21 protein-coding genes and 1 tRNA gene are annotated in these 19,118 nt (G+C 66.1%); 9 read left to right on the top strand and 13 right to left on the bottom strand.

Annotated elements, in window-relative coordinates; translation table 11 throughout:
• Positions 1-22: 22 nt before the first annotated feature.
• From ACZ45C_RS09280 to ACZ45C_RS09295, 4 genes are all read right to left on the bottom strand, one after another.
• Complete coding sequence (locus ACZ45C_RS09280; RefSeq protein WP_460558720.1) at positions 23-304, bottom strand: amphi-Trp domain-containing protein; 282 nt, start codon at positions 302-304, stop codon at positions 23-25.
• A 191-nt stretch (positions 305-495) separates the two neighbouring features.
• Positions 496-1,575 carry an aminopeptidase gene (locus ACZ45C_RS09285; RefSeq protein WP_460558722.1) on the bottom strand — a complete coding sequence of 360 codons (1,080 nt, stop codon included), beginning with the start codon at positions 1,573-1,575 and terminating at the stop codon, positions 496-498.
• Between the two features lie 104 nt (positions 1,576-1,679).
• Positions 1,680-2,393, bottom strand: a complete 714-nt coding sequence (locus tag ACZ45C_RS09290) for a haloacid dehalogenase type II (protein WP_460558724.1) — start codon at positions 2,391-2,393, stop codon at positions 1,680-1,682.
• A gap of 244 nt (positions 2,394-2,637) precedes the next feature.
• On the bottom strand, positions 2,638-3,405 hold the full coding sequence (locus ACZ45C_RS09295) for an IclR family transcriptional regulator (protein ID WP_460558726.1): 768 nt from the start codon (positions 3,403-3,405) through the stop codon (positions 2,638-2,640).
• A gap of 190 nt (positions 3,406-3,595) precedes the next feature.
• Here ACZ45C_RS09295 and ACZ45C_RS09300 point away from each other — a divergent pair, with 190 nt between their 5' ends.
• A complete protein-coding gene (locus ACZ45C_RS09300) occupies positions 3,596-6,049 on the top strand; it encodes a DNA topoisomerase VI subunit B (RefSeq protein WP_460558728.1) in 2,454 nt (817 codons plus the stop codon).
• On the top strand, positions 6,050-7,135 hold the full coding sequence (locus tag ACZ45C_RS09305; RefSeq protein ID WP_460558730.1) for a DNA topoisomerase IV subunit A: 1,086 nt from the start codon (positions 6,050-6,052) through the stop codon (positions 7,133-7,135).
• A 280-nt stretch (positions 7,136-7,415) separates the two neighbouring features.
• Here the strand turns inward: ACZ45C_RS09305 and ACZ45C_RS09310 are convergent, their stop codons facing one another.
• A complete protein-coding gene (locus tag ACZ45C_RS09310; RefSeq protein WP_460558732.1) occupies positions 7,416-7,652 on the bottom strand; it encodes a CDGSH iron-sulfur domain-containing protein in 237 nt (78 codons plus the stop codon).
• 90 nt (positions 7,653-7,742) lie between these two features.
• Between ACZ45C_RS09310 and msrB the strand changes: the two genes are divergently transcribed.
• Positions 7,743-8,156 carry a peptide-methionine (R)-S-oxide reductase MsrB gene (msrB, locus tag ACZ45C_RS09315; protein WP_460558734.1) on the top strand — a complete coding sequence of 138 codons (414 nt, stop codon included), beginning with the start codon at positions 7,743-7,745 and terminating at the stop codon, positions 8,154-8,156.
• Between the two features lie 34 nt (positions 8,157-8,190).
• Here msrB and ACZ45C_RS09320 read toward each other — a convergent pair whose 3' ends face one another.
• The 3 genes from ACZ45C_RS09320 to ACZ45C_RS09330 form a co-directional block, all read right to left on the bottom strand.
• Positions 8,191-9,333, bottom strand: a complete 1,143-nt coding sequence (locus tag ACZ45C_RS09320; protein ID WP_460558736.1) for a pyridoxal phosphate-dependent aminotransferase — start codon at positions 9,331-9,333, stop codon at positions 8,191-8,193.
• Positions 9,330-9,818: an Lrp/AsnC family transcriptional regulator gene (locus ACZ45C_RS09325; RefSeq protein ID WP_460558738.1), complete on the bottom strand. Its 489-nt coding sequence runs from the start codon at positions 9,816-9,818 to the stop codon at positions 9,330-9,332. The genes ACZ45C_RS09320 and ACZ45C_RS09325 overlap by 4 nt, the downstream gene beginning before the upstream one ends.
• A 98-nt stretch (positions 9,819-9,916) precedes the next feature.
• Positions 9,917-10,027 (bottom strand) — tRNA-Glu (locus ACZ45C_RS09330).
• A 381-nt stretch (positions 10,028-10,408) separates the two neighbouring features.
• On the opposite strand from ACZ45C_RS09330, the gene ACZ45C_RS09335 reads away from it, so the two are divergent.
• From ACZ45C_RS09335 to ACZ45C_RS09360, 6 genes are all read left to right on the top strand, one after another.
• A complete protein-coding gene (locus ACZ45C_RS09335; RefSeq protein ID WP_460558740.1) occupies positions 10,409-11,407 on the top strand; it encodes a PhoU domain-containing protein in 999 nt (332 codons plus the stop codon).
• A 73-nt stretch (positions 11,408-11,480) separates the two neighbouring features.
• Positions 11,481-11,864 (top strand): hypothetical protein, encoded by a 384-nt coding sequence (locus tag ACZ45C_RS09340; RefSeq protein WP_460558742.1) that lies wholly within the window; start codon positions 11,481-11,483, stop codon positions 11,862-11,864.
• Positions 11,865-11,914: 50 nt separating this feature from the next.
• Positions 11,915-12,196 carry a ubiquitin-like small modifier protein 1 gene (locus ACZ45C_RS09345; RefSeq protein WP_460558744.1) on the top strand — a complete coding sequence of 94 codons (282 nt, stop codon included), beginning with the start codon at positions 11,915-11,917 and terminating at the stop codon, positions 12,194-12,196.
• Complete coding sequence (locus ACZ45C_RS09350; RefSeq protein WP_460558746.1) at positions 12,193-12,540, top strand: hypothetical protein; 348 nt, start codon at positions 12,193-12,195, stop codon at positions 12,538-12,540. The genes ACZ45C_RS09345 and ACZ45C_RS09350 overlap by 4 nt, the downstream gene beginning before the upstream one ends.
• A complete protein-coding gene (locus tag ACZ45C_RS09355) occupies positions 12,540-13,001 on the top strand; it encodes a hypothetical protein (protein ID WP_460558748.1) in 462 nt (153 codons plus the stop codon). The genes ACZ45C_RS09350 and ACZ45C_RS09355 overlap by 1 nt, the downstream gene beginning before the upstream one ends.
• 89 nt (positions 13,002-13,090) lie before the next feature.
• Positions 13,091-13,807, top strand: a complete 717-nt coding sequence (locus ACZ45C_RS09360) for a fumarylacetoacetate hydrolase family protein (RefSeq protein WP_460558750.1) — start codon at positions 13,091-13,093, stop codon at positions 13,805-13,807.
• Positions 13,808-13,882: 75 nt separating this feature from the next.
• On the opposite strand, the gene ACZ45C_RS09365 is transcribed toward ACZ45C_RS09360, so the two are convergent.
• The 5 genes from ACZ45C_RS09365 to ACZ45C_RS09385 all read right to left on the bottom strand — a co-directional run bounded on the left by ACZ45C_RS09365 (position 13,883) and on the right by ACZ45C_RS09385 (position 19,117).
• Positions 13,883-14,794 carry a tetrahydrofolate dehydrogenase/cyclohydrolase catalytic domain-containing protein gene (locus tag ACZ45C_RS09365; RefSeq protein ID WP_460558752.1) on the bottom strand — a complete coding sequence of 304 codons (912 nt, stop codon included), beginning with the start codon at positions 14,792-14,794 and terminating at the stop codon, positions 13,883-13,885.
• Between the two features lie 187 nt (positions 14,795-14,981).
• The gene (locus tag ACZ45C_RS09370; protein ID WP_460558754.1) at positions 14,982-17,054 is read right to left on the bottom strand and encodes a class I adenylate-forming enzyme family protein; all 2,073 of its coding nucleotides are present in this window, start codon (positions 17,052-17,054) and stop codon (positions 14,982-14,984) included.
• Positions 17,055-17,126: 72 nt separating this feature from the next.
• Positions 17,127-17,561, bottom strand: a complete 435-nt coding sequence (locus tag ACZ45C_RS09375) for a universal stress protein (protein ID WP_460558756.1) — start codon at positions 17,559-17,561, stop codon at positions 17,127-17,129.
• 81 nt (positions 17,562-17,642) lie between these two features.
• Positions 17,643-18,071, bottom strand: a complete 429-nt coding sequence (gene lrpA1 / locus ACZ45C_RS09380; protein WP_460558758.1) for an HTH-type transcriptional regulator LrpA1 — start codon at positions 18,069-18,071, stop codon at positions 17,643-17,645.
• A 107-nt stretch (positions 18,072-18,178) separates the two neighbouring features.
• Complete coding sequence (locus tag ACZ45C_RS09385) at positions 18,179-19,117, bottom strand: thiamine pyrophosphate-dependent enzyme (RefSeq protein WP_460558760.1); 939 nt, start codon at positions 19,115-19,117, stop codon at positions 18,179-18,181.
• Between the last annotated feature and the right edge of the window lies 1 nt (position 19,118).

Below are 19,118 nucleotides of genomic sequence, written 5' to 3' on the forward strand. Positions count from 1 at the left end.
CCACGATCTCGGTTTTGGGAGACTATTCGATTTCCAAGTCGCCAGTCACGACGCTCTCGCTTTCTTCGTCCCACTCCAGTTCGAACTCGACGCTCATCTCGCCGGGTCCGTCGGCGGGCCCCTCGCGCTCCGTCTTCACCTCGAAGGTCGGCCGCGCGGGCGGATCGACGCTCACCGATTCGTCGCCCTGCCGTAGCGTGATCGCAGTCCCCGCCTCCAGCGAATCAGCGACCGTGCGCAGGTACGCGGCGATCTCGTCGCGGCTCCGCCGACCCTCCGATTTGAACAGGACTTCTTCGGACATACGCCGAGCTACGAGCCCCGGAGAGATAAGCGTCGCGCGCCTGGAACCCGTCCTCGAACGCGAACGTCCCAGTTGCACCTTTTTCCCGGCCTCATTTCGCTCGGCCGGCAAAAATATGCACCAAAAATTACACGTTCGAGGACGGTTCTCCATCTGAACCGTGGAGCGCCCTCAGAATCCGTAGAGCGCTCTCAGAACCCGTCCTCGAACGCGAACGTCCCGTTTCGCTGAATGACCTCGCCATCGATTTCGATCACGGAGTCCTCGCTCATGTCGACGATCATGTCGACGTGCTCGGCGGACTCGTTGATCTCGTTGTCCTCGCCGACCGTCTCCGGATACGCGGATCCGACCGCCATGTGGACCGTATCACCCATCTTCTCGTCGAACAGCATGTTGTAGGTGAACCGGTCGATCTGGCGGTTCATTCCGATTCCGAGCTCGCCGAGCCGCCGCGACCCCTCGTCGGTGTCGAGGATGCCCGTCAACAGGTCCCCGTTGCGCTCGGCGGAGTGCGAGACGACCTCACCGTCCTCGAATCGAAGCCTGACGCCCTCGATCTCCCGGCCGTAGCGGTACAGCGGTAAGTCGAAGTACACCTCTCCGTCGACGCCGTCGCGGACCGGTGCCGTGAACACCTCTCCGCCGGGGAGGTTCTTCTCGCCGTAGTCGTTGAGCGTGCGGTTCCCGGCGACGTCGAGCGTGAGGTCGGTCTCCTCTCCCGATCGGATCCGGACCTCCTCTGCGTCGTCGAGGATCTCGACCATCTGCGCTTGGTGTTCGCGCTGGGCGTCCCAGTCGAGCGAGACGGCGTCCCACACGAAGTTCTCGTACGCCTCGGTGCTCATGCCCGCGAGCTGCGCGTGGCTCGCGGTCGGATACTGGGTGAGACACCAGGTCTTCGAGAGGCGCGTCCGTTTGACCTCCTCCATCGCGCGGTTGTACGCCGCGTTCGTCTCGGGGTCCACGTCGGCGTCCTCCGTCGCGTTCGATCCGCCGCGGGCGATGACGAACACGTCTGCCTCCTCGTAGAGTGCGCGGCGGTGACTCGGCTCGGTGAACTCGGCGGACGCCCGCTTGAACGCCCGCTGCGCGCGCTTCGAGTAGTTGAGGTACACCGGGTTGGCGCCGCGGTCCCCGCATATCTCGTGGAGGGCGACCGCCAGATCTTCGGCCTCTCTCGGCATCTGAATGACGACGTTGTCGCCCGACTCGATACCCGCGGAGTGATCGGCGATCGTCTCGGCGTGCTCGCGGATGCGTGCGTCCATACGACCACTCGCGTCCCGGACGGATTACCGCTTTTGGAAGCGGCCGCCTCCGACGGGCGGCCCGGTCGAACACGGAACCGTACAGTTCGCGCCGCGACGACGACTCAGGCCGTGAGCACGTCCGCGAGCGCCTCGGTGTCGTCGACGACGACGTCGGGACGCTGTGGCCAGTCGCCGTACGGGTTCTCGTGTCGGTTCAGGAAGGCACCGCGCATTCCGACCGCCTTCGCGCCGACGAGGTCGAACGTGTGAGCGGTCGCGAACACCACCTCGTGCGGTGCCACGTCGAAGACCTCACACGTGAGATCGTACGACGCTCGGTGCGGCTTGTACGCCCCCGCGTCGGCGACCGACACAACCCCGTCGAGTTCCGTCTCGAAGTTCGGGCGGACGGCCTCCAGCATGTCGGGGTCGCCGTTCGAGAGCCCGACCAGCGTGTACTCGTCGCTCAGCCGGTCCAGCGCGGCGTCGACGTCCGGGTACGGCTGGAGGGTCTTCCACTGTCGGATGACGGCTCGCACCTCCTCGTCGGGTACGTCGAGGCCGATCTGGTCGAGCCGGTAGCTGAGGGCGCGGCGACTGATCTCCTTGAACGGCGTGTGCGGCCCCGGGACGAGCGAGTCGATCATCGAGTCCCGGAAGTGCATCGCCAGGTACCGTCGGAGCAGTATCTCGGCGTCGTAGTCGCTCCCGTGGTCGTCGAGCAACGCGTCCAGCGCCGGGACGAGCGTGGCTTCGCGGTCGAGAAGCGTGTCCCAGAGGTCGAACGCGATCACGTCGGCCTCCTCGCGGATCGTCTCTGCTGCAATTGTGGACATATAGCAACTAGAGTGGCGGTTCGATGGGGTATGAAGTTACTGTATGCGGAATAAAGCACGAAGATATTGTGATGTCGGACGAAAATAGAGACGAGCACCTATCGTTCGCTACCGGCGAACGCCGGTCCGCATCGGATCGGCTCCGGGTGTCGCCGAACCCACCGGAGAGACGCCTCCGTTGGGAGGGAACTTCCGATCAGCGTGTTCGGTCGCGCGTTCGCCGTCGGTGAACGCGACCGGCGGCTCAGAGGTAGGTGAGGTTGAGCGTGACGTCCTCGACCGCGCCGATCAGCGCGTCGCGGTACCGCTCTCGTATCTCGCCATTCGACGTGAGCCGGTGCGTCGGTCCGGAGACGCTGATCGCACCGATCACGCGTCCGTCGGGAGAGCGGATCGGTGCGCCGACGGCGGTCAGTCCGTCGACGGTCTCGCCCTCGTTCGTGGCGACCCCGGCGTCGTTGATCGCGTCCAGCTCCGCGAACAGCACCTCCTCGTCGGTGAGCGTCCGGTCCGTCTCCGCCGGGAGTCCCCACCGATCGACGATTTCGCCCACGCGCTCTGGCGGAAGGTGTGCGAGGATCGCCTTCCCGGAGGCGCACATGTGGAGGTAGCGGGGCGTTCCGAGCGACGTGTCGTTCGGTGCGCCGCGGTCGCCCTCCGCCTTCTCGACGTATACTCCGCGCCCGTGTTCCTCGACCATGAACTGCGCGCTCTCGCCCGTCTCGTCCGCCAGCCGCCGGACGTTGGCTCTGATCACGTCCAGTCCCTCGATCCTCTCTCGGGCGTGGGTCGCGACTCGCAGAAAGCGGTTCGAGACCGCGTACTCGCCGTCGACGGTAACGAGGTACCCGAGGTCGTGGAGCGTGGCGAGGTGCGCGTGGACCGTGCTCGGCGAGTAGTCGAGCGCGCGGGCCAGCCGATTCACGCTGCCCTCCTCGTTGTCGACCATGTGTTCGAGTATGCGTACGGATCGCTCGACCGCGCCGATCCGTTTGCCGTCCCCGGTGTCCATACACTCATCACACCGCGGAGGCTGATAAGTTGCCGAACCGGCCGGCGGCGGTCCGCGACGTCTTCCCGCCGGAGCGCCGAGTTCCGTCGGAGACGCGAACTCCGGTCGAGACCGTTCTTCGCGGCGAGATACACTTTCACCCCGCTGGCGGTGCGTTTTTAGGTGCCTCGGCGAAAGGAGAGGACACCGAATGACGTCCTTCCAGTCGACGATCGGCGACGAGGAGGGGATCGCGGAGGAGCTGGCCGAGGGTCAGCGCGAGATCTCCATCGCCGAGTTCTTCGAGAAGAACAAACACATGCTCGGGTTCGACTCGGGCGCTCGCGGGCTCGTCACCGCCGTCAAGGAGGCGGTCGACAACGCCCTCGACGCGACCGAGGAGGCCGGGGTCCTCCCCGACATCTACATCGAGATCGAGGAGGTGGGCGACTACTACCGGCTCGTGATCGAGGACAACGGGCCGGGGATCACGAAAGAACAGCTCCCGAAGGTGTTCGGGAAGCTCCTGTACGGGAGTCGGTTCCACGCGCGCGAGCAGTCGCGTGGCCAGCAGGGGATAGGGATCTCGGCGGCCGTGCTGTACTCGCAGTTGACTTCTGGCCAGCCGGCGAAGATCACCTCGCGCCCCAAGGGCCAGTCGCGGGCGCAGTACTTCGAGCTCATCATCGATACGGACACGAACGAGCCGGAAATCCGGGCGGATGAGGAGACGACGTGGGACCGCCCGCACGGCACCCGGATCGAACTGGAGATGGAGGCGAACATGCGCGCTCGCGGCCAGCTCCACGACTACGTGAAACACACGGCCGTCGTCAACCCCCACGCCCGGATCGAACTGCGCGAGCCGGGACTCGACGAACCGATGAAGTTCGAGCGCGCGACCGACGATCTACCAGCGGAGACGGAGGAGATACGCCCGCATCCGCACGGCGTCGAACTAGGCGCGCTGATCAAGATGCTGGCGGCGACGGAGTCGTACTCAGTCTCCGGGTTCCTACAAGAGGAGTTCACCCGGGTCGGCAAGAAGACCGCGGACGGCGTGATCGACAACTTTCGAGACGTCTACTACGGCCGGGAACTCGCGTGGTCGCCGCCGCGCGCGCACGACGACCGAGACGTCGAACGGGCGGTCGCGGACGCGGTCGCGAACAAGGGCGAGGAGGCGACGACCGCCTTCGCGAAGGGAGTCGCCGAGACGGTGGGGAACAACGACCGGATCACTCGCTCCGAACTAGCTGACATCGTCTCGAACGTCTCGGAGACGGTCGAGGGCGATACGGGCAAGACGTTCGGCGGGACCGTCCGAGAGAACGCCGTCGCCGCCGCGTGGGCGACGATAACGGGTGTCGACGCCGACGGCGAGGCCGACGATCCGGAGGATATCGGCGACGACGCGAGCGAGTCGCCGCTCGTCGCCGACGTGTACGCGCTGGTCGACGAGGCGACCTCGACGCGGAAGGACGACGGCGCGGTGCAAGCCATGGCCGACGCGCTCTCGCGGCGGTTCCTGAACCTCGACGGCGACGCGTTTCGGATCACCCGCGACGACCTCGACCGGCTTGTCGCGGACGCCGCCAACTTCGTCGCCGAACAGCACGACGCGACGTTCGGCGAGACGGCCCGCGACAACGTCGCCGAGGCGGCGTGGTCGCGGGCGCGAACCGTGCCGGACGACCCCCCGAAGGTGTCGGTCATCGCCGACGACCGCGACGCCGCCGCCGACCTCTTGGCGGCGATGCGGGCGACCGACATCCTCGCGCCGCCGACCGACTGTCTCGCGCCGATCACGGCCGAACTCGTGGAAGCGGGGCTGCGCAAGGAGTACGACGCGGACTTCTACGCGGCGGCGAGCCGCGACGCCGAAGTCCACGGCGGCGATCCGTTCATCGTCGAGGCCGGGATCGCCTACGGTGGGGAGATATCGGCCGAGGGATCGGTCGATCTGCTGCGGTTCGCGAACCGCGTCCCGCTCGTCTACCAGCGGGGCGCGTGCGCGACGACCGACGTGATCAAGTCGATCGGCTGGCGCAACTACGGGCTGGACCAGCCGGGCGGCTCGGGAATGCCCAACGGGCCGGCCGTCATCTCGATCCACGTCGCGTCCACGAACGTCCCGTTCACGAGCGAGTCGAAGGACGCGATCGCGAACGTCCCGGCGATCGAAGACGAGATCGAACTCGCGGTCAGGGAGGCGGCCCGCGAACTGAAGTCGTTCCTGAAGAAGCGTCGCTCGATGCAGCAGCGCCGCGAGAAACAGAACGTCCTCGGGACGATCCTCCCGGAGATGGCGGACAAAGTGTCTGAGGTAACGGCACGGCCGCGTCCGGACATCAGCGGGGCGCTTGCGCGGATCATGAATAACGTGAGCGTCGAACGCGAGGTCGACGACGGGACGGTGACGCTCGTCGTCGAGAACCACTCGGACGTGAACGAGCAGTTGGAGATCACGGACATCGTCTCGGCGGAGCCGACGGACCTGTCCGACGGGACGGTCGTGGACATGGACGGCGAGTGGTTCGTCCAGTGGACGCCCGAGGTACCCTCGGGCGACGAGCGGGAACTGACGTATCGGGTGACAGACGACGCCGACTTCGAGGTCAGCGTCGGCGGCCTCGAAACGGAGAAACTCACGGTGAACGCGTAAATGACGACAGAAAGCGACGCACGAGACGAGCTGATCGATCTGGCCGCGGACTTCTACGACCAGTTCGCGGCCGGTCGGATCCCCGAGATGGAACTACCGACGCGGACGAAGAGCAACATCGTGTACGACGAGGAGAGCGGCGTCTGGACCTACGGCGATCGCACGTCGACGCGGAGCGCGAACTCGGTCCGAGGCGCACGCAAGCTGTTGAAGGCGGCGTACACGATCGAGTTCCTCGCCGAGCAGCTCGACGAGGACCGCTCGTCGACCCTGCGTGAGCTGTACTACCTCTCCGAGTCGTGGAACAACGACGAGGCGCAGTTCTCCAGCCAAGACGAGTCGAACGATCTCGTCGAGGACCTCGAGATCGTCACGGGCGCGACCCGCGAAGACTTCCACATGCGCCCGGAGGAGTCGGGCGCGAAGGTGATGGGTCCGCTGCGGCTCCGCGAGCAGACCAACCGCGGCGACCGCGACATCCACTGTCAACTCGACGTTGGACAGGGAGGGTATCAGATCCCCAACAACCCCGACACCATCGAGTTCTTGGAGAACGACGCCGAGTTCGTCCTCTGCGTCGAGACCGGCGGGATGCGGGACCGACTCGTCGAGAACGGGTTCGACGAGGCACACGACGCCTTGGTCGTCCACCTCGGCGGACAGCCCGCTCGCGCCACGCGGCGGTTGACGAAGCGCTTCCGTGACGAACTCGACCTCCCCGTGGTGGTGTTCACGGACGGCGACCCGTGGTCATATCGGATCTTCGGATCCGTCGCGTACGGGTCGATCAAGTCGGCGCACCTCTCGAAGTACCTCGCGACCCCGGAGGCGCGGTTCATCGGCATCCAACCGGAGGACATCGTCGAGTACGACCTGCCCAGCGATCCCCTCTCGGACTCCGACGTGAACGCGCTCGAATCCGAGTTGGAGGACCCGCGTTTTCAGACCGACTACTGGGAAGAGCAGATCGAACTGCAGCTCGACATCGGCAAGAAGTCCGAACAGCAGTCGCTCGCGAGCCGCGGGCTCGACTTCGTGACGGACACATACCTCCCCGAGCGGCTCGGGCAGATGGGCGTGCTGTAGGCGCGGTCAGAAACCCGACGCGGGCGGTGGCGCGTGCCGACGAGCGCCCCCGAGGGCGCGAATCGCGCGCGCGAGGGATGCGGTGAACGGCGAAGCCGTGAGCCGCGAGGCTGGGGAGGCGTGAGGTGCGGTACGGATGGGGGTGCTGTGTGGACGAAACTCGAAGGGGCAGCCGCGAGGCGGGGGCTCCGGAGTGGTTCTCACCGATCGGACGTTTATGACCAATGCCGCCTTCCTCGTTCGCGTCTTCGATCTCCCGTGAATCCGGACTCGCCACGTCTCACTCTCCGTCGGACGCGATCTCTCCGATCACCCGACGATCGCCGTCGGCGTCGTCGTTTGCGTACTTATAAACGATGCCGTCTTCCTCGTCGGTCGTCGCGTTGTGTGACCCGTCGCAGAGCGGCTGCGAGTCCGACAGGCCGCACCGACAGACGTAGATCAGCCCGTCGTCACCCTTGTCGTCGTCGTCGAGCACCGCCGGACCCCGCTCCTCGTGCGTGATTTCGCGCGCCATATGGCCCGATTCGCCGCGAGGATGATACCAGTTGGGTCGGTGGCGGCGGATCGCCGCAACCCCCTTGCCCGTGCGCCGCCAAGGGACGGTATGAGCGAGACCGACGACCGCGATCCCGGCGATCTAACCGACGAAGAGTGGCGCGAACGGCTCTCCGACGAGGAGTACCGGATCCTTCGTGAGAGCGGGACGGAAGCGAAGTTCTCCGGCGAGTACGTCGATCACCATCCCGACGACGGGGAGTACCGCTGTGCGGCCTGCGGGACGGTGATCTTCGACGCCGAGACCAAGTACGAGTCCGGCTGCGGCTGGCCCGCGTTCTACGCCGCCGAGGAGGAGTCGGTGACGACGACGCTCGACACGAGCCACGGAATGCGACGCACCGAGGTTCGGTGTGCGACCTGCGATTCGCACCTCGGACACGTGTTCGACGACGGTCCAGACCCGACCGGGAAGCGCTTCTGTATCAACTCCGTCGCGATGGAGTTCGACGGCGACGCGTAGGCGGGTAGTCGGCCGGAGAGAGTTGACAGAAGGGTCACCAGCGCTCGTCTACGAACGACGCGATCCGATCGGTCGCCTCCTTCAGTTCGCGCATCGAGGTCGCATACGAGACCCGGAGGTGTCCCTCGCCGCCCGCGCCGAAGACGGACCCGGGGACGACCGCGACCCCTTCCGCCTCCAGCAGCTCCTCGGCGAACGCCTCGTCGTCGCCGCCGCAGTCGGGGAACGCGTAGAACGCCCCGCCGGGCTCGAACGTGTCGAGGCCCATCTCGTTGAACCGTGAGACCACGAGACGCCGACGGCGGTTGTACTCGTCGACCATCTCCTCGACCTCGCCGTCACAGCGGTCGAGCGCCTCGCATGCCGCGTACTGTGGAGTCGTCGGAGCCGACAGCATCGTGTACTGGTGGATCCGGTTCATCGCGTCGATCGCCTCGGTCGGGCCCAGCGCGTACCCGAGCCGGAGGCCGGTCATCGCGTACGCCTTCGAGAACCCGTTGACGACGACGGTGCGCTCGCGCATCCCCGGCTGGGTAGCGATCGAGGTGTGGTCGGCGCCGTAAGTGAGCGCGGCGTAGATCTCGTCCGCGATCACCCGCAGGTCGTTGTCTCGGCAGAAGGCGGCGACCTCGCCGAACTGCTCGTCGGTCATCGTCGCGCCGGTCGGGTTGTTGGGGTAACACACAACGAGCAGGTCGGCCTCCGCGGCACCCGCGGCCTCCAACCGTTCCGGCGTCAGCGCGAAGTCATCCTCGGCCCGAGTCGGAACGGCGAGCGGATCGCCGCCGGCCAGTTCGACGCCGGGACCGTAGGAGATGTACGTCGGTTCGTGGATCGCCACGGTGTCTCCGGGATCGACGAGCGCGCGGAGGGCCAGGTCGACCGCCTCGCTCGCGCCGGTCGTGACCAGCACCTCCTCGGCCGGATCGTACCGCTGGTCGTACCGCTCGTGGTGGGCGGCGATCCGCTCGCGGAGGGCGGCCATTCCGCGGTTGGAGGTGTAGGAGGTCTTCCCGCGCTCCAGCGAGCCGATCGCGGCGGTGCGAGCGGCCCACGGTGCCGAGAAGTCGGGCTCGCCGACCCCGAGAGAGATAACGTCGTCGCGGGCCTCGGCCAACTCGAAGAACTTCCGGATCCCCGACTCGGGGATCTCGCGAGCGCGATCCGACAGCCTCATGGCGACACGGAGAGGCGGTCGTCGTCATCTCCGTCCTCGAACCGCACCCCGCCGTCCTTGTAGGTCTCCATGATGTAGTGCGTCACCGTCTGAGTGACCGCCGGCATGGGAGCGACCTGTTCGGAGATGAACTCCGAGACGTCCTGCATCGTCTCGCCGAGCACCTCCACGGCGAAGTCGTAGTCGCCGGAGACGAGGTGTAAGGCGTCGACCGCCGGGAACTTCGCGATCTGGTCTGCGACCTCCTCGTACCCCGTCTCGCGGTCGAGTTCGACGTTGATCTCGACAACCGCTCGTATCTTCCCCTCGTCGACGCGATCCCAGTCGATCACCGCCTGGTAGCCGTGGACGACGTGGTCCGCTTCGAGCGTCTCTATCGCCTGCTCGACGGCGGCGGCGTCAAGGCCCGTCTGGGCCGCGATGTCGTCGATGTCCTCGCGGGCGTTCCGCGCCAACACGTCGAGTACCTCGCGCTCGGCGTCCATACCCGAGGATCGATCGGGGACGGTTTAGTAGTAGCGACCCGCGCAAGACGGGCGGCGACAGCAGACGCTGGGAGCCGTTCGGTGTCGTCGCAGAGAAGTGCTCGGTCAGGGATTCGAACCCTGGTCGTCGGCTGTCTTCCAAACCGGTGTACCGACACACCGCGTCTGTCGAAAGGCCAACATGATTGGCCGGACTACACCAACCGAGCGCATCTCACGATAGCGGTGCACCCAATTTAACTCTTCTCAACTCCCGGTCCTGTGCGAGTCGTCCACAGGGCAGAAACCGGGCGATTCGACCCCGAGATCGGGGCCGTACACGGCGGTCGGTTCGGCGAATTCATGGGACTCGTCTCGGCCGTCCGCGACGGTAACGCCACGTCGTTCCAGCCCGAATATCGGTCCAAAGCTGTGGCAGGAACCTCAATATATAGTACTATATATTTAAATGTGCCTCTGAATATGGATCCGCACAACTATTCCGAAACGAGGGTGAAGAGGACACAGAGCCTATTTAATCTACTGTAGAGTTCACGCGGCAGGTATATATTTTGAATAGATTTATAGTGAATAGACCGATAGTGGGGCGTATGGAGACGAGGAAGGTGCAAGTCACCGGCGGTTCGACGTACACGGTCTCGATTCCGAAGACGTGGGCGACCGACAACGACGTGGAGGCCGGTACCGAAATCGAGTTTCATCCGGACGGTGACTCGCTGTTTCTCACGCCGCGGTCTGACGCCGAACGGACCCGCGGAACGCTCGACGTTTCGGACCTGTCCGGTCGAGCCCTCGCTCGGGCGGTGACGACGATGTACGTCAGCGGATTCGACACCATCGAACTGACGAGCCAAGACATCACCACCGAACAGCGGTCGATGATCCGAGACGCAGTTCAGAGCCTCGTCGGGCTGGAGGTGTTAGAGGAGACGCGCGATCAGGTCGTCATTCAGGATCTACTCGACTCCTCGGAGTTGTCGATTCACAACGCCGTCACGCGAATGCGACTGATCTCGTTGTCGATGCTCGAGGACGCGATCACCGCGCTCTCCGAACGCGACCACGACCTCGCCCGCGATGTGATCGGCCGTGACGACGATCTCGACCGCCTGTGGCTCGTCGTCTCGCGGATCTTCCGGGCGACCCTTCGGACGCCGAAGGCGGTCGAAGAACTCGGACTCCCGCGCGAGGCGTGTTTCGATTACCACTCAAGCGCTCGGCAACTGGAGCGGATCGGCGACCACGCGACGAAGATCGCACACCTGACGCTGAACATCGAGGAGCCGCTTCCGGAGGAGGTCGTCGACGCGGTCAACGACCTCCACGCCGACGCCGTCGAAGTGATAGATGCCGCCATGGACGCGCTGTTCGACGAGGATAGCGAGGCGGCCACGAGACGTGCGAACGAGGCGCGAGCGGGAGTCAGAGCGATCGACGAGCGCGTGCGCGCCATCGACGAACTGCTTCGAGACCTCGACCCCACCCGGGCCCAGTTGCTCGGACTCGTCGTGGATTCGGTGCTCCGGTCGGCGGACTACGGCGGCAACGTCGCGGAGACCGCCCTCCAGAAGGCGGCCCCGACACCGTGAGGGACGTCGAACGTCCCCCCGACGTGCGACCGAGTCGCGTGGGTTTTTCACCGTTCCGGCCAGACCACACGGTATGCCCCAGATAGAACTCGGCGTGCCGAAAGGCGTCGTCGAGTCGCTGCCCGACGAAGACGGAACCGCCGAACGCGACATGCGCCGAGCGATAGCCGGGATCCAGTCGCGACTGAACGAGGAGATCGAGGGACTCGACTCCGCGGAGGCGGCCGAGGTGGTCGCCGACGCGGTCGAGCGCATGGAACAGCAGGCGAGCACGTACCACGAGTTCGTTCCGGAACTGCGGGCGTGGGGGCAGTCCCCGATCTACGCGATCGCGTGGCGGAACCTCTACGTCGAACTGATCGGGCAGCTGTACGACCACGAGTGGCTCGGTGACGACCTCGGCCGCGAGCGCAACTTCCGACTCGTCGAAGACGGGATCCGCCTGTCGGACCTGTAGCGACCTCCGCTGCCGTCCGCTTTTAAGCCGTCGCGTCCAGATGTATCGGTATGGAACTCGAACTGCGTTTTTTCGCCACGTTCCGCGAGGCCGCCGGCGGAAAGACCGTCGAGGCGTCGTTCGCCGACGGATCGACCGTCGGCGACGTGTTGCGATCGCTGGAAGATCAGTACGAGGGAATGGCGGATCGGCTGATCGTCGACGGCGAGTTGGCCCCGCAGATCAACGTCCTGAAAAACGGACGGGAGGTGCTCCACCTCGACGGGCTCGACACTCCCCTCGAAGACGGCGACCGGCTCTCCGTGTTTCCGCCGGTCGCGGGTGGTGTATGACCGACTCGACGGACGAGATAGACGGGGGCGCGGAGGCCGCCGATACGGTCCCGCCGGCCGAATCGGGGTGGGAGCGCAAGACCGTCGCGTACCGCGGGATCTCGCGGCGGCTCGCGGCCCATTACCTCGTCAATCTCGGCGGCGAACTCGTGGGGACGGACGACCCGGCAGAGGCGACCCGAGTCGACGGCGACGGGTGGCGCGCGACCCTGCGCGCGGAGCGCGTGACCGCCGCGGGGGCGATTTCGCTCACCGAGGTGACCGCCGAGTTCGCCGGTGACCCGGAGACGCTCGCAGAACTGCTCCCCAAGTACCGCCAGAAGGCGATGCGGGCCGGCGGCTGATGTCCGGCGACGACGGGGCGAACCGACCGGAAGATCACTCGGACGACTCCGAGCGCACAGACGAGACCGCGGAATCGTCCGACTCCTATCCCATCGAGGGGCCGGCGCTCGTCACGACGGCCGCGCTGGCGAGCGTCCCGGCCGCGCGCCTCCCCGAGTTGCTCGCGCGCGTGCAGGCCGACCTCGGGCCGCGGATCGAGACGTACCGACGACGGTACGAACGGATCGCGACCGACTCGGACCGCGAGACGTTCCTCGTTGAGCCCGATCACTGGTCGGCGATCGCCGCGCGTCTGGATCTCTCCGACCGCGAGCGCGACGCCGTCGTCCGGGCGCACGAGGCCGCCGTCGCGCGCGTCGACGGCGACGGCAGGACTCGCGAGGAGTTCGAGACCGCCCTCGAGATCCGATCGGGCGTCGTCATCGGGACCGAGGCCGCGGCCCGACCGAGAGACGAGTGACGCGGCCGGCGGGCGGGTGCGGTGCCGACGAGAGACGCGAGATCGACCGCCACCGACGCCTTTTCACGCTCGCGGAGTGACGTGCGGGCATGCGACTCGCACGCCTGCTCACCCCCGACGGACCGGTGTCCGGACGCTACGAGGACGGAACGATCGTCGCTGAAGACGGCCGCTACGAGGTCGGCCGCGACGGTCGCCTGCTCCCCCCGTGCGACCCGAGCGCGCTCTACTGCGTGGGCCGGAACTACGCCGAGACGCTCGATCAGATGGAGTACGAGCGGCCCGAAGAGCCGGACTTCTTCATCAAACCGCCGACGAGCCTGCTCGCACACGGCGAGGAGATCCGCTATCCCGACTGGACCGACGAACTGACCTACGCCGGCGAACTCGTCGCCGTGATAGACGAGCGGTGTCGGGACCTCGACCCCGAGGACGTACCGGACGTCGTCCGCGGGTACACGATCATGAACGACGTCGACGCGCTCGACCAGCAGGGGCGGACCGCCCGCAAGGCGTTCGACGGATCGGGACCGCTCGGCCCGTGGATCGAGACCGACGTGGACCCGACGAACCTCGACATCTCGACCACGGTCGGCGGCGAACTTCGGCAGGACGCCAACACCGAACTGATGCTGTTCGGCCCCCACGAGATCGTCGCGTACCTCTCGGAGCGGTTCACCTTCGAACCCGGCGACTGCATCGCGTTCGGGAGCCCCGCGAACCCCGGCTTGGTCGAGCCGGGCGAGACCGTCGAGATCACCTACGAAGGCGTCGGAACGCTGTCGAACCGCGTCGTCGAGCTGTAGGCGTCGAATTCTCGGATCGAATCGCAGCGGCGGCACTCGCTGAATTGATGCGTCGAACTGTGTCGGTTCGAAGCCTCAGTCGAGATCGAGGTCGACGCCGTGCTGGATACCGGCAGCCTTCACCGTGTTGTACAGCAGCATCGCCCGCGTCATCGGACCGACGCCGCCGGGCACCGGCGTGATCGCGCCCGCCACGTCGCTCGCGGAGTCGTAGTCAACGTCGCCGACGAGCGCGTACCCCTTATCCGTGTCCGCGTCGACGCGGTTGATCCCCACGTCGATCACGGTCGCGCCCGGCTTGATCATCGAGCCGTCGATGAACTCCGGGATCCCGGCGGCCGCGATCACGAGATCCGCGTCCGCGAGCTTCGCCTCCAGGTCCCGCGTTCGCGAGTGACAGACGGTGGTGGTGGCGTCGCCGACCGGAGACTTCTGGATCAGGAGGTTCGCCATCGGCTTCCCGACGATGTCAGACCGGCCGACGACGACCGCGTCGGTCCCCTCGGTCTCCACGTCATACGCGTCGAGCAGTTTCTGCACGCCGTGGGGAGTACAGGGCTTGAACCGGGCGTCGCCGGCGACGAGGCGGCCGACGTTCTCCGGGTGGAAGCCGTCGACGTCTTTCTCCGGATCGATCTGTCGCAGGACGCTCCGCTTGTCGACGTGGTCCGGCACAGGTAGCTGCACCAAGACGCCGTGGACGTCCTCGCGCTCGTTCAGATCGTCGATGGTGTCGTACAGTTCCGTGGCGGGTGCGTCGGCGTCGATCTCGATGTGTATCCCCTCGATCCCGACCTCCTCGCAGTCGCGCTGTTTCATCGAGACGTACGTCTCGCTCGCGGGGTCGTCGCTCATTAGCACGGTGGCGAGGCCGGGCGTCACGCCGGCGGCGTCGAGCGTCTCGACGTGCCCCGCGACCGCCTCGCGCACGTCCGCAGCGACGGCGTTCCCGTCGATGATCTCGGTCCCGTCGGTGGTCTCGGTCATACCGGATCGACGGCGAGACAGTATAAAAATAACGCGGGATCGTGCGTATGTACGGATTGTCACTGCGTGATGTATTCAGGTGTGTGGATCGATATGTCGCGTTCGTCTGATCGCAGAAAACGGTGCTCGGCCGCGCTCGTCGGTGTCGGTACGCGGAGAGTCGACGCTGGCGTGAGTCACCGGTAGCTCAGTCCTCGTCGTCTCCGCGCTCGTCGTCTCCGCGCTCGTCATCTCTGCACTCGTCGTCTCCGTGCTCGTCATCTCCGCCATCGACGCTCCCGCTGTCGGCGCTTTCATCGTCGTCTCCGCCCGCGTCGTCGTCGACGGCACCCCCGTCGTGTCTGTCCCCGCTGTCGCTGTCCGTGTCACCGTCGCTTTCCGCCTCGTCAACCCGGTCTCGGCCTTCTGAGACGCTCTCGATCGCTTCCGGATCGGCCGGAGATCCGTCTTCTCCGTCGGCTTCCGAAGGGTCCGCGGGATCGGCGGGTTCGAAGCCCGCGGTTTCGAGCTCGGCCTCCGGCCCGTTTCGCGGGTCGTACCCGCGGTTTCGGAGGATCTCTCGGACCGCCGCTCTGTCGACCGTTCCCGAGACGGTCCGGGGTAGCTCCTCGACGTACGCGATCGTCTTCGGCAGCTTGAACCCGGCCAACCGCGTCCGAAGGACGGACACGAGCCTCTCGTCGTCCACGGTTGCGGGTCCGGTCTCGTCGGTCGCCGCCGTCTGCGCTTCCTCGTCGCCCTCGCCGTCATCGATATCGCCGATATCGCCGTCTTCCTCGTCGCTCTCGCCGTCATCGATATCGACGTCGCCGTCTTCCTCGTCGCTCTCGCCGTCATCGATATCTCCGTTTCCGTCATCGATGTCGACGCTCTCGCCGGATTCCGTATCAGCGGTATCAGCAGTACCGACGACATCTCTCTCCGCGACGATCAGGGCGGCGACGCGTTCTCCCCACAAGTCGTCGTCGAGTCCGACGACGGCGGCGTCCTCGATACCTGGAACCGAGCGGAGCGCGTCGAGCACCTCTCCGGGGTCGACGTTCTCGCCGCCGCTGATGATCCGGTCGTCGAGGCGATTGAGCACGTACAGGTATCCGTCCTCGTCGAACCGACCGACATCTCCGGTGTGTAGTCCGTACTCGCCGAACGCCGACCGGTCCAACTCTCTCGGCGCGTCGGGATCCGCGTATCCCGGCGTGACGGTCGGGCCGTCGACCACGATCTCGCCCCGCTCGCCCGGATCGACCGGCGTTCCCGCCTCGTCGACGACCGTCACGTCGGTGCCGAACAGGGGGCGACCGACCGTCCCGAGCCGATCGCTCGTCTCGGTCGACGTCGCCGTGGCGATCTGGGAGGCCGACTCGGTCATTCCGTAGGTGGGATAGACGGGTATCGAGTAGTCGCGACACCGTTCGAGCAGGTCGTCCGGCGCGGGCGCACCGCCGAGGAGAACCGCTCGGAGCGAGTCCGAGAGCGTTCCGCGCCTGTCGAGCATCTGCGTGAGCATCGTCGGGACGAGCGACACGCCGGTGACATCGTAGGTGTCAATGTCGTCCGCCGTCTCGCCGGGACGGAACCCCTCGCGGAGCACCAGTGTCGTTCCGTACAGCACCGACCGGTACACCGGTGCGAGCCCGCCCATGTGGTGTAAAGACAACGACACGAGCCACCGGTCGTCCGGATCCACACCGAGCCTGAACGCGGACGCGACCGCGGAGCTATAGACGTTCCCGGCGGTGAGCGGGACCCCTTTGGGGTCGCCAGTCGTTCCGGAGGTGAAGAGCAGACAGAGGTGGTCGGAGAACCCCCACTCGACCGGCTCCACGGGCTCCGGATCCACTGCGTGGACGGCCTCGACGGTGTCGATTGTCGGTTCGTCGACCGAGTACACCGGTACGCTTTCGATGTCGTCGACCGCCGAGCACGCGGCGTCCTCCGTCGATTCCGCACAGACGACGGCCGATAAGCCGGCCCGTTCGACGCGTTCGCGCAATTCGTGTTCGGTGAGGTCCGGCCCGAGCGGTACGAACGTCGCACCGATCCGCATCGCCGCGTGGACGAGCCCGACCGTCCCGACGTACGGCGGCGTGAGGACACCGAGCCGATCTCCCTCCGTAATTCCGCGGGCGACGAGCCGCCCAGCCGTCTCGGAGACGAGGTGATCGAGGTCGGTGTACGTCCACGCCTCGCCGTCCTCGGCCCGCACGAGCGCGGTCGCATCGGGTGAGGCCACGACGCGGTGAGACAGCCAGTCGCGCACGACGATCACCGCGGCCTGCGGAGCGGCGACGCTGGTCGTTCGGTACCGACACTCGACGCGCTCCGCAGAACGCTACTCATTCGTCGGCTGTCGGACCGTCAGTACGGGGACGTCGGCGGTCCGGACGACGCGCTCCGTGACGCTGCCGAGGAGGTACCGGTCGAGCCCCTTGCGGCCGTGGGTGCCCATGACGATCACGTCTATGTCGTTCTCCTCGACGTAGTCGCGGATCGATTGATAGGCGGTTCCCGTGGTGACGGTCGTCTCGCAGTCGATCCCCGCCTCGGCGGCGGCGGCGGCGACGCGGTCGGTCGCCGCCGCTCCCTCGTCTTCGAGCGCCTCGACGACGAGCTCCGCGCCCGCTTCGAGCGAGGAATACGCGCTCCCGTCGACGACGTAGAGCGCGTGAACGCGTGCGTCGTACTGTGCGGCGAGATCGAGCGCGTGTTCGATCGCCGCGTCGGACGCCGGACTGCCGTCAGTCGGAACGAGAATCTCGGAGTACATTTCGGACGACGGTACGGTCGAAGTGATTAAAAACCCGATCACCGCGGTCGGCGGCGGACCCACTGACCGCGAACCGGTCGCCTACTTCAAGCGTTCCTGCAGGAATGAAGGGTGTGCAGCAGTGACCCCGTCGATCGCCAGCAGCTTCTCGGAGATGACGTCGCCGAGTTCGTCGCCGTCGCCGGCGCGGACCTCGGCCATCAGCATGTGGTCACCGGATGAGGTGTACAGCGCCTGTATCTCGTTGAGTTCCTTCAGCTTGCGGGTCGCACCCACGTACTGACCGGAGTCGACGTCCATTCCGACCATCGCGATCGACTGCGACGAGAGTTTCTTCGGATCGATCTCCGCCGAATATCCCACGATCACGCCCTTCTCTTCGAGGCGGTCGATGTACTTTCGTACCGTCGGCTTCGAGACGTCGGCTCTGTCGGCGATCTCCGCACAGGAGGCCTGCGCGTCCTCCTCTAGCACAGACAGGATCCGTTCTTCCGTCGATACCGTACTCATAGCTACTGGTTTGTCGCCATGGAAAAAATACCTTGCGAATAGAAAAACAAGACGAACGGACAACGAATCAGAGCGGGATCGACCGGATGTTCCGGTCTCTACCCGTGTCAGGCGTGCTTGTCGAGGAACTGGTCGTGAGAGCGCTCCCACTCGTAGTCGTCATCCCAGTAGCGCTCGGCGAGCGGCTCCTCGGGCATCTCGCCGATGGCCTGCTTTTCCTCGCCGTAGGACGGGCGGTCCTCGTCGACGTAGTAGCGGCCGGTGAGTACCTCACCCTCGTACAGCGACTCCTCGGTCTCGCGCATCATCTCCGCGGCCTCGACGCGATCCGTCTTGTCGAAGTCGTAGTCGTCGGACTCGTTCACGTCGATGTACGGGACGTACTGACGCGCGTCCTTGTTCCAGGTCGGACACTGGGTGAGGAAGTCGACGTGCGCGAAGCCGTCGTGCTCGATCGCCTCGATGATGATCTCCTTCGCCTGGTTCGGGTTGACCGCGGCGGTGCGGGCGACGTAGGAGGCACCGGCGTTGAGCGACAGCGAGAGTGGCTTGAGTGGCTCCTTAGCGCTGCCGGACGGCTGCGTCTTCGATTTGTGGCCCTTCGGACTGGTGGGGGACGTCTGTCCCTTCGTGAGGCCGAAGATCTCGTTGTTGAAGACGATGTACGTCATGTCGTGGTTCTCCCGAGCAGTGTGGAGGAAGTGGTTCCCGCCGATCCCGTACCCGTCGCCGTCGCCGCCGGCGGCGATGACTTCGAGATCCGGGTTGGCGAGCTTCGCGGCGCGGGCCACGGGCAGCGAGCGCCCGTGGATCGTGTGGAACCCGTACGTGTCGAGATAGCTGTTCAGCTTGCCGGAACAGCCGATCCCGGTACACAGAAGAGTCTCCTCGGGCGTGCGCCCGACCTCGGGTAGGGCCTGTTTCAGCGCCTTCAGGACGCTGAAGTCACCGCAGCCCGGACACCACGTCGGCTGCGGCTCGACGCCGGGGGTGTACTCGTCGCGGTCGATCTCTCGCTCCTCTCCGATTGCTGAAAACGTGCTCATT

Source organism: Halorubrum pallidum (genome assembly GCF_055380345.1).

Coding starts and splice junctions, on each gene's coding strand:
- ACZ45C_RS09310 (WP_460558732.1), bottom strand. CDS start 7,652: ATGGCGCGCGAAATCACGCACGAGGAGCGGGGTCCGGCGGTGCTCGAC.
- ACZ45C_RS09355 (WP_460558748.1), top strand. CDS start 12,540: ATGTCCGGCGACGACGGGGCGAACCGACCGGAAGATCACTCGGACGAC.
- ACZ45C_RS09335 (WP_460558740.1), top strand. CDS start 10,409: ATGGAGACGAGGAAGGTGCAAGTCACCGGCGGTTCGACGTACACGGTC.
- ACZ45C_RS09365 (WP_460558752.1), bottom strand. CDS start 14,794: ATGACCGAGACCACCGACGGGACCGAGATCATCGACGGGAACGCCGTC.
- ACZ45C_RS09290 (WP_460558724.1), bottom strand. CDS start 2,393: ATGTCCACAATTGCAGCAGAGACGATCCGCGAGGAGGCCGACGTGATC.
- ACZ45C_RS09320 (WP_460558736.1), bottom strand. CDS start 9,333: ATGAGGCTGTCGGATCGCGCTCGCGAGATCCCCGAGTCGGGGATCCGG.
- lrpA1 (WP_460558758.1), bottom strand. CDS start 18,071: ATGAGTACGGTATCGACGGAAGAACGGATCCTGTCTGTGCTAGAGGAG.
- ACZ45C_RS09280 (WP_460558720.1), bottom strand. CDS start 304: ATGTCCGAAGAAGTCCTGTTCAAATCGGAGGGTCGGCGGAGCCGCGAC.
- ACZ45C_RS09285 (WP_460558722.1), bottom strand. CDS start 1,575: ATGGACGCACGCATCCGCGAGCACGCCGAGACGATCGCCGATCACTCC.
- ACZ45C_RS09350 (WP_460558746.1), top strand. CDS start 12,193: ATGACCGACTCGACGGACGAGATAGACGGGGGCGCGGAGGCCGCCGAT.
- ACZ45C_RS09375 (WP_460558756.1), bottom strand. CDS start 17,561: ATGTACTCCGAGATTCTCGTTCCGACTGACGGCAGTCCGGCGTCCGAC.
- ACZ45C_RS09340 (WP_460558742.1), top strand. CDS start 11,481: ATGCCCCAGATAGAACTCGGCGTGCCGAAAGGCGTCGTCGAGTCGCTG.
- ACZ45C_RS09325 (WP_460558738.1), bottom strand. CDS start 9,818: ATGGACGCCGAGCGCGAGGTACTCGACGTGTTGGCGCGGAACGCCCGC.
- msrB (WP_460558734.1), top strand. CDS start 7,743: ATGAGCGAGACCGACGACCGCGATCCCGGCGATCTAACCGACGAAGAG.
- ACZ45C_RS09300 (WP_460558728.1), top strand. CDS start 3,596: ATGACGTCCTTCCAGTCGACGATCGGCGACGAGGAGGGGATCGCGGAG.
- ACZ45C_RS09360 (WP_460558750.1), top strand. CDS start 13,091: ATGCGACTCGCACGCCTGCTCACCCCCGACGGACCGGTGTCCGGACGC.
- ACZ45C_RS09305 (WP_460558730.1), top strand. CDS start 6,050: ATGACGACAGAAAGCGACGCACGAGACGAGCTGATCGATCTGGCCGCG.
- ACZ45C_RS09385 (WP_460558760.1), bottom strand. CDS start 19,117: ATGAGCACGTTTTCAGCAATCGGAGAGGAGCGAGAGATCGACCGCGAC.
- ACZ45C_RS09345 (WP_460558744.1), top strand. CDS start 11,915: ATGGAACTCGAACTGCGTTTTTTCGCCACGTTCCGCGAGGCCGCCGGC.
- ACZ45C_RS09295 (WP_460558726.1), bottom strand. CDS start 3,405: ATGGACACCGGGGACGGCAAACGGATCGGCGCGGTCGAGCGATCCGTA.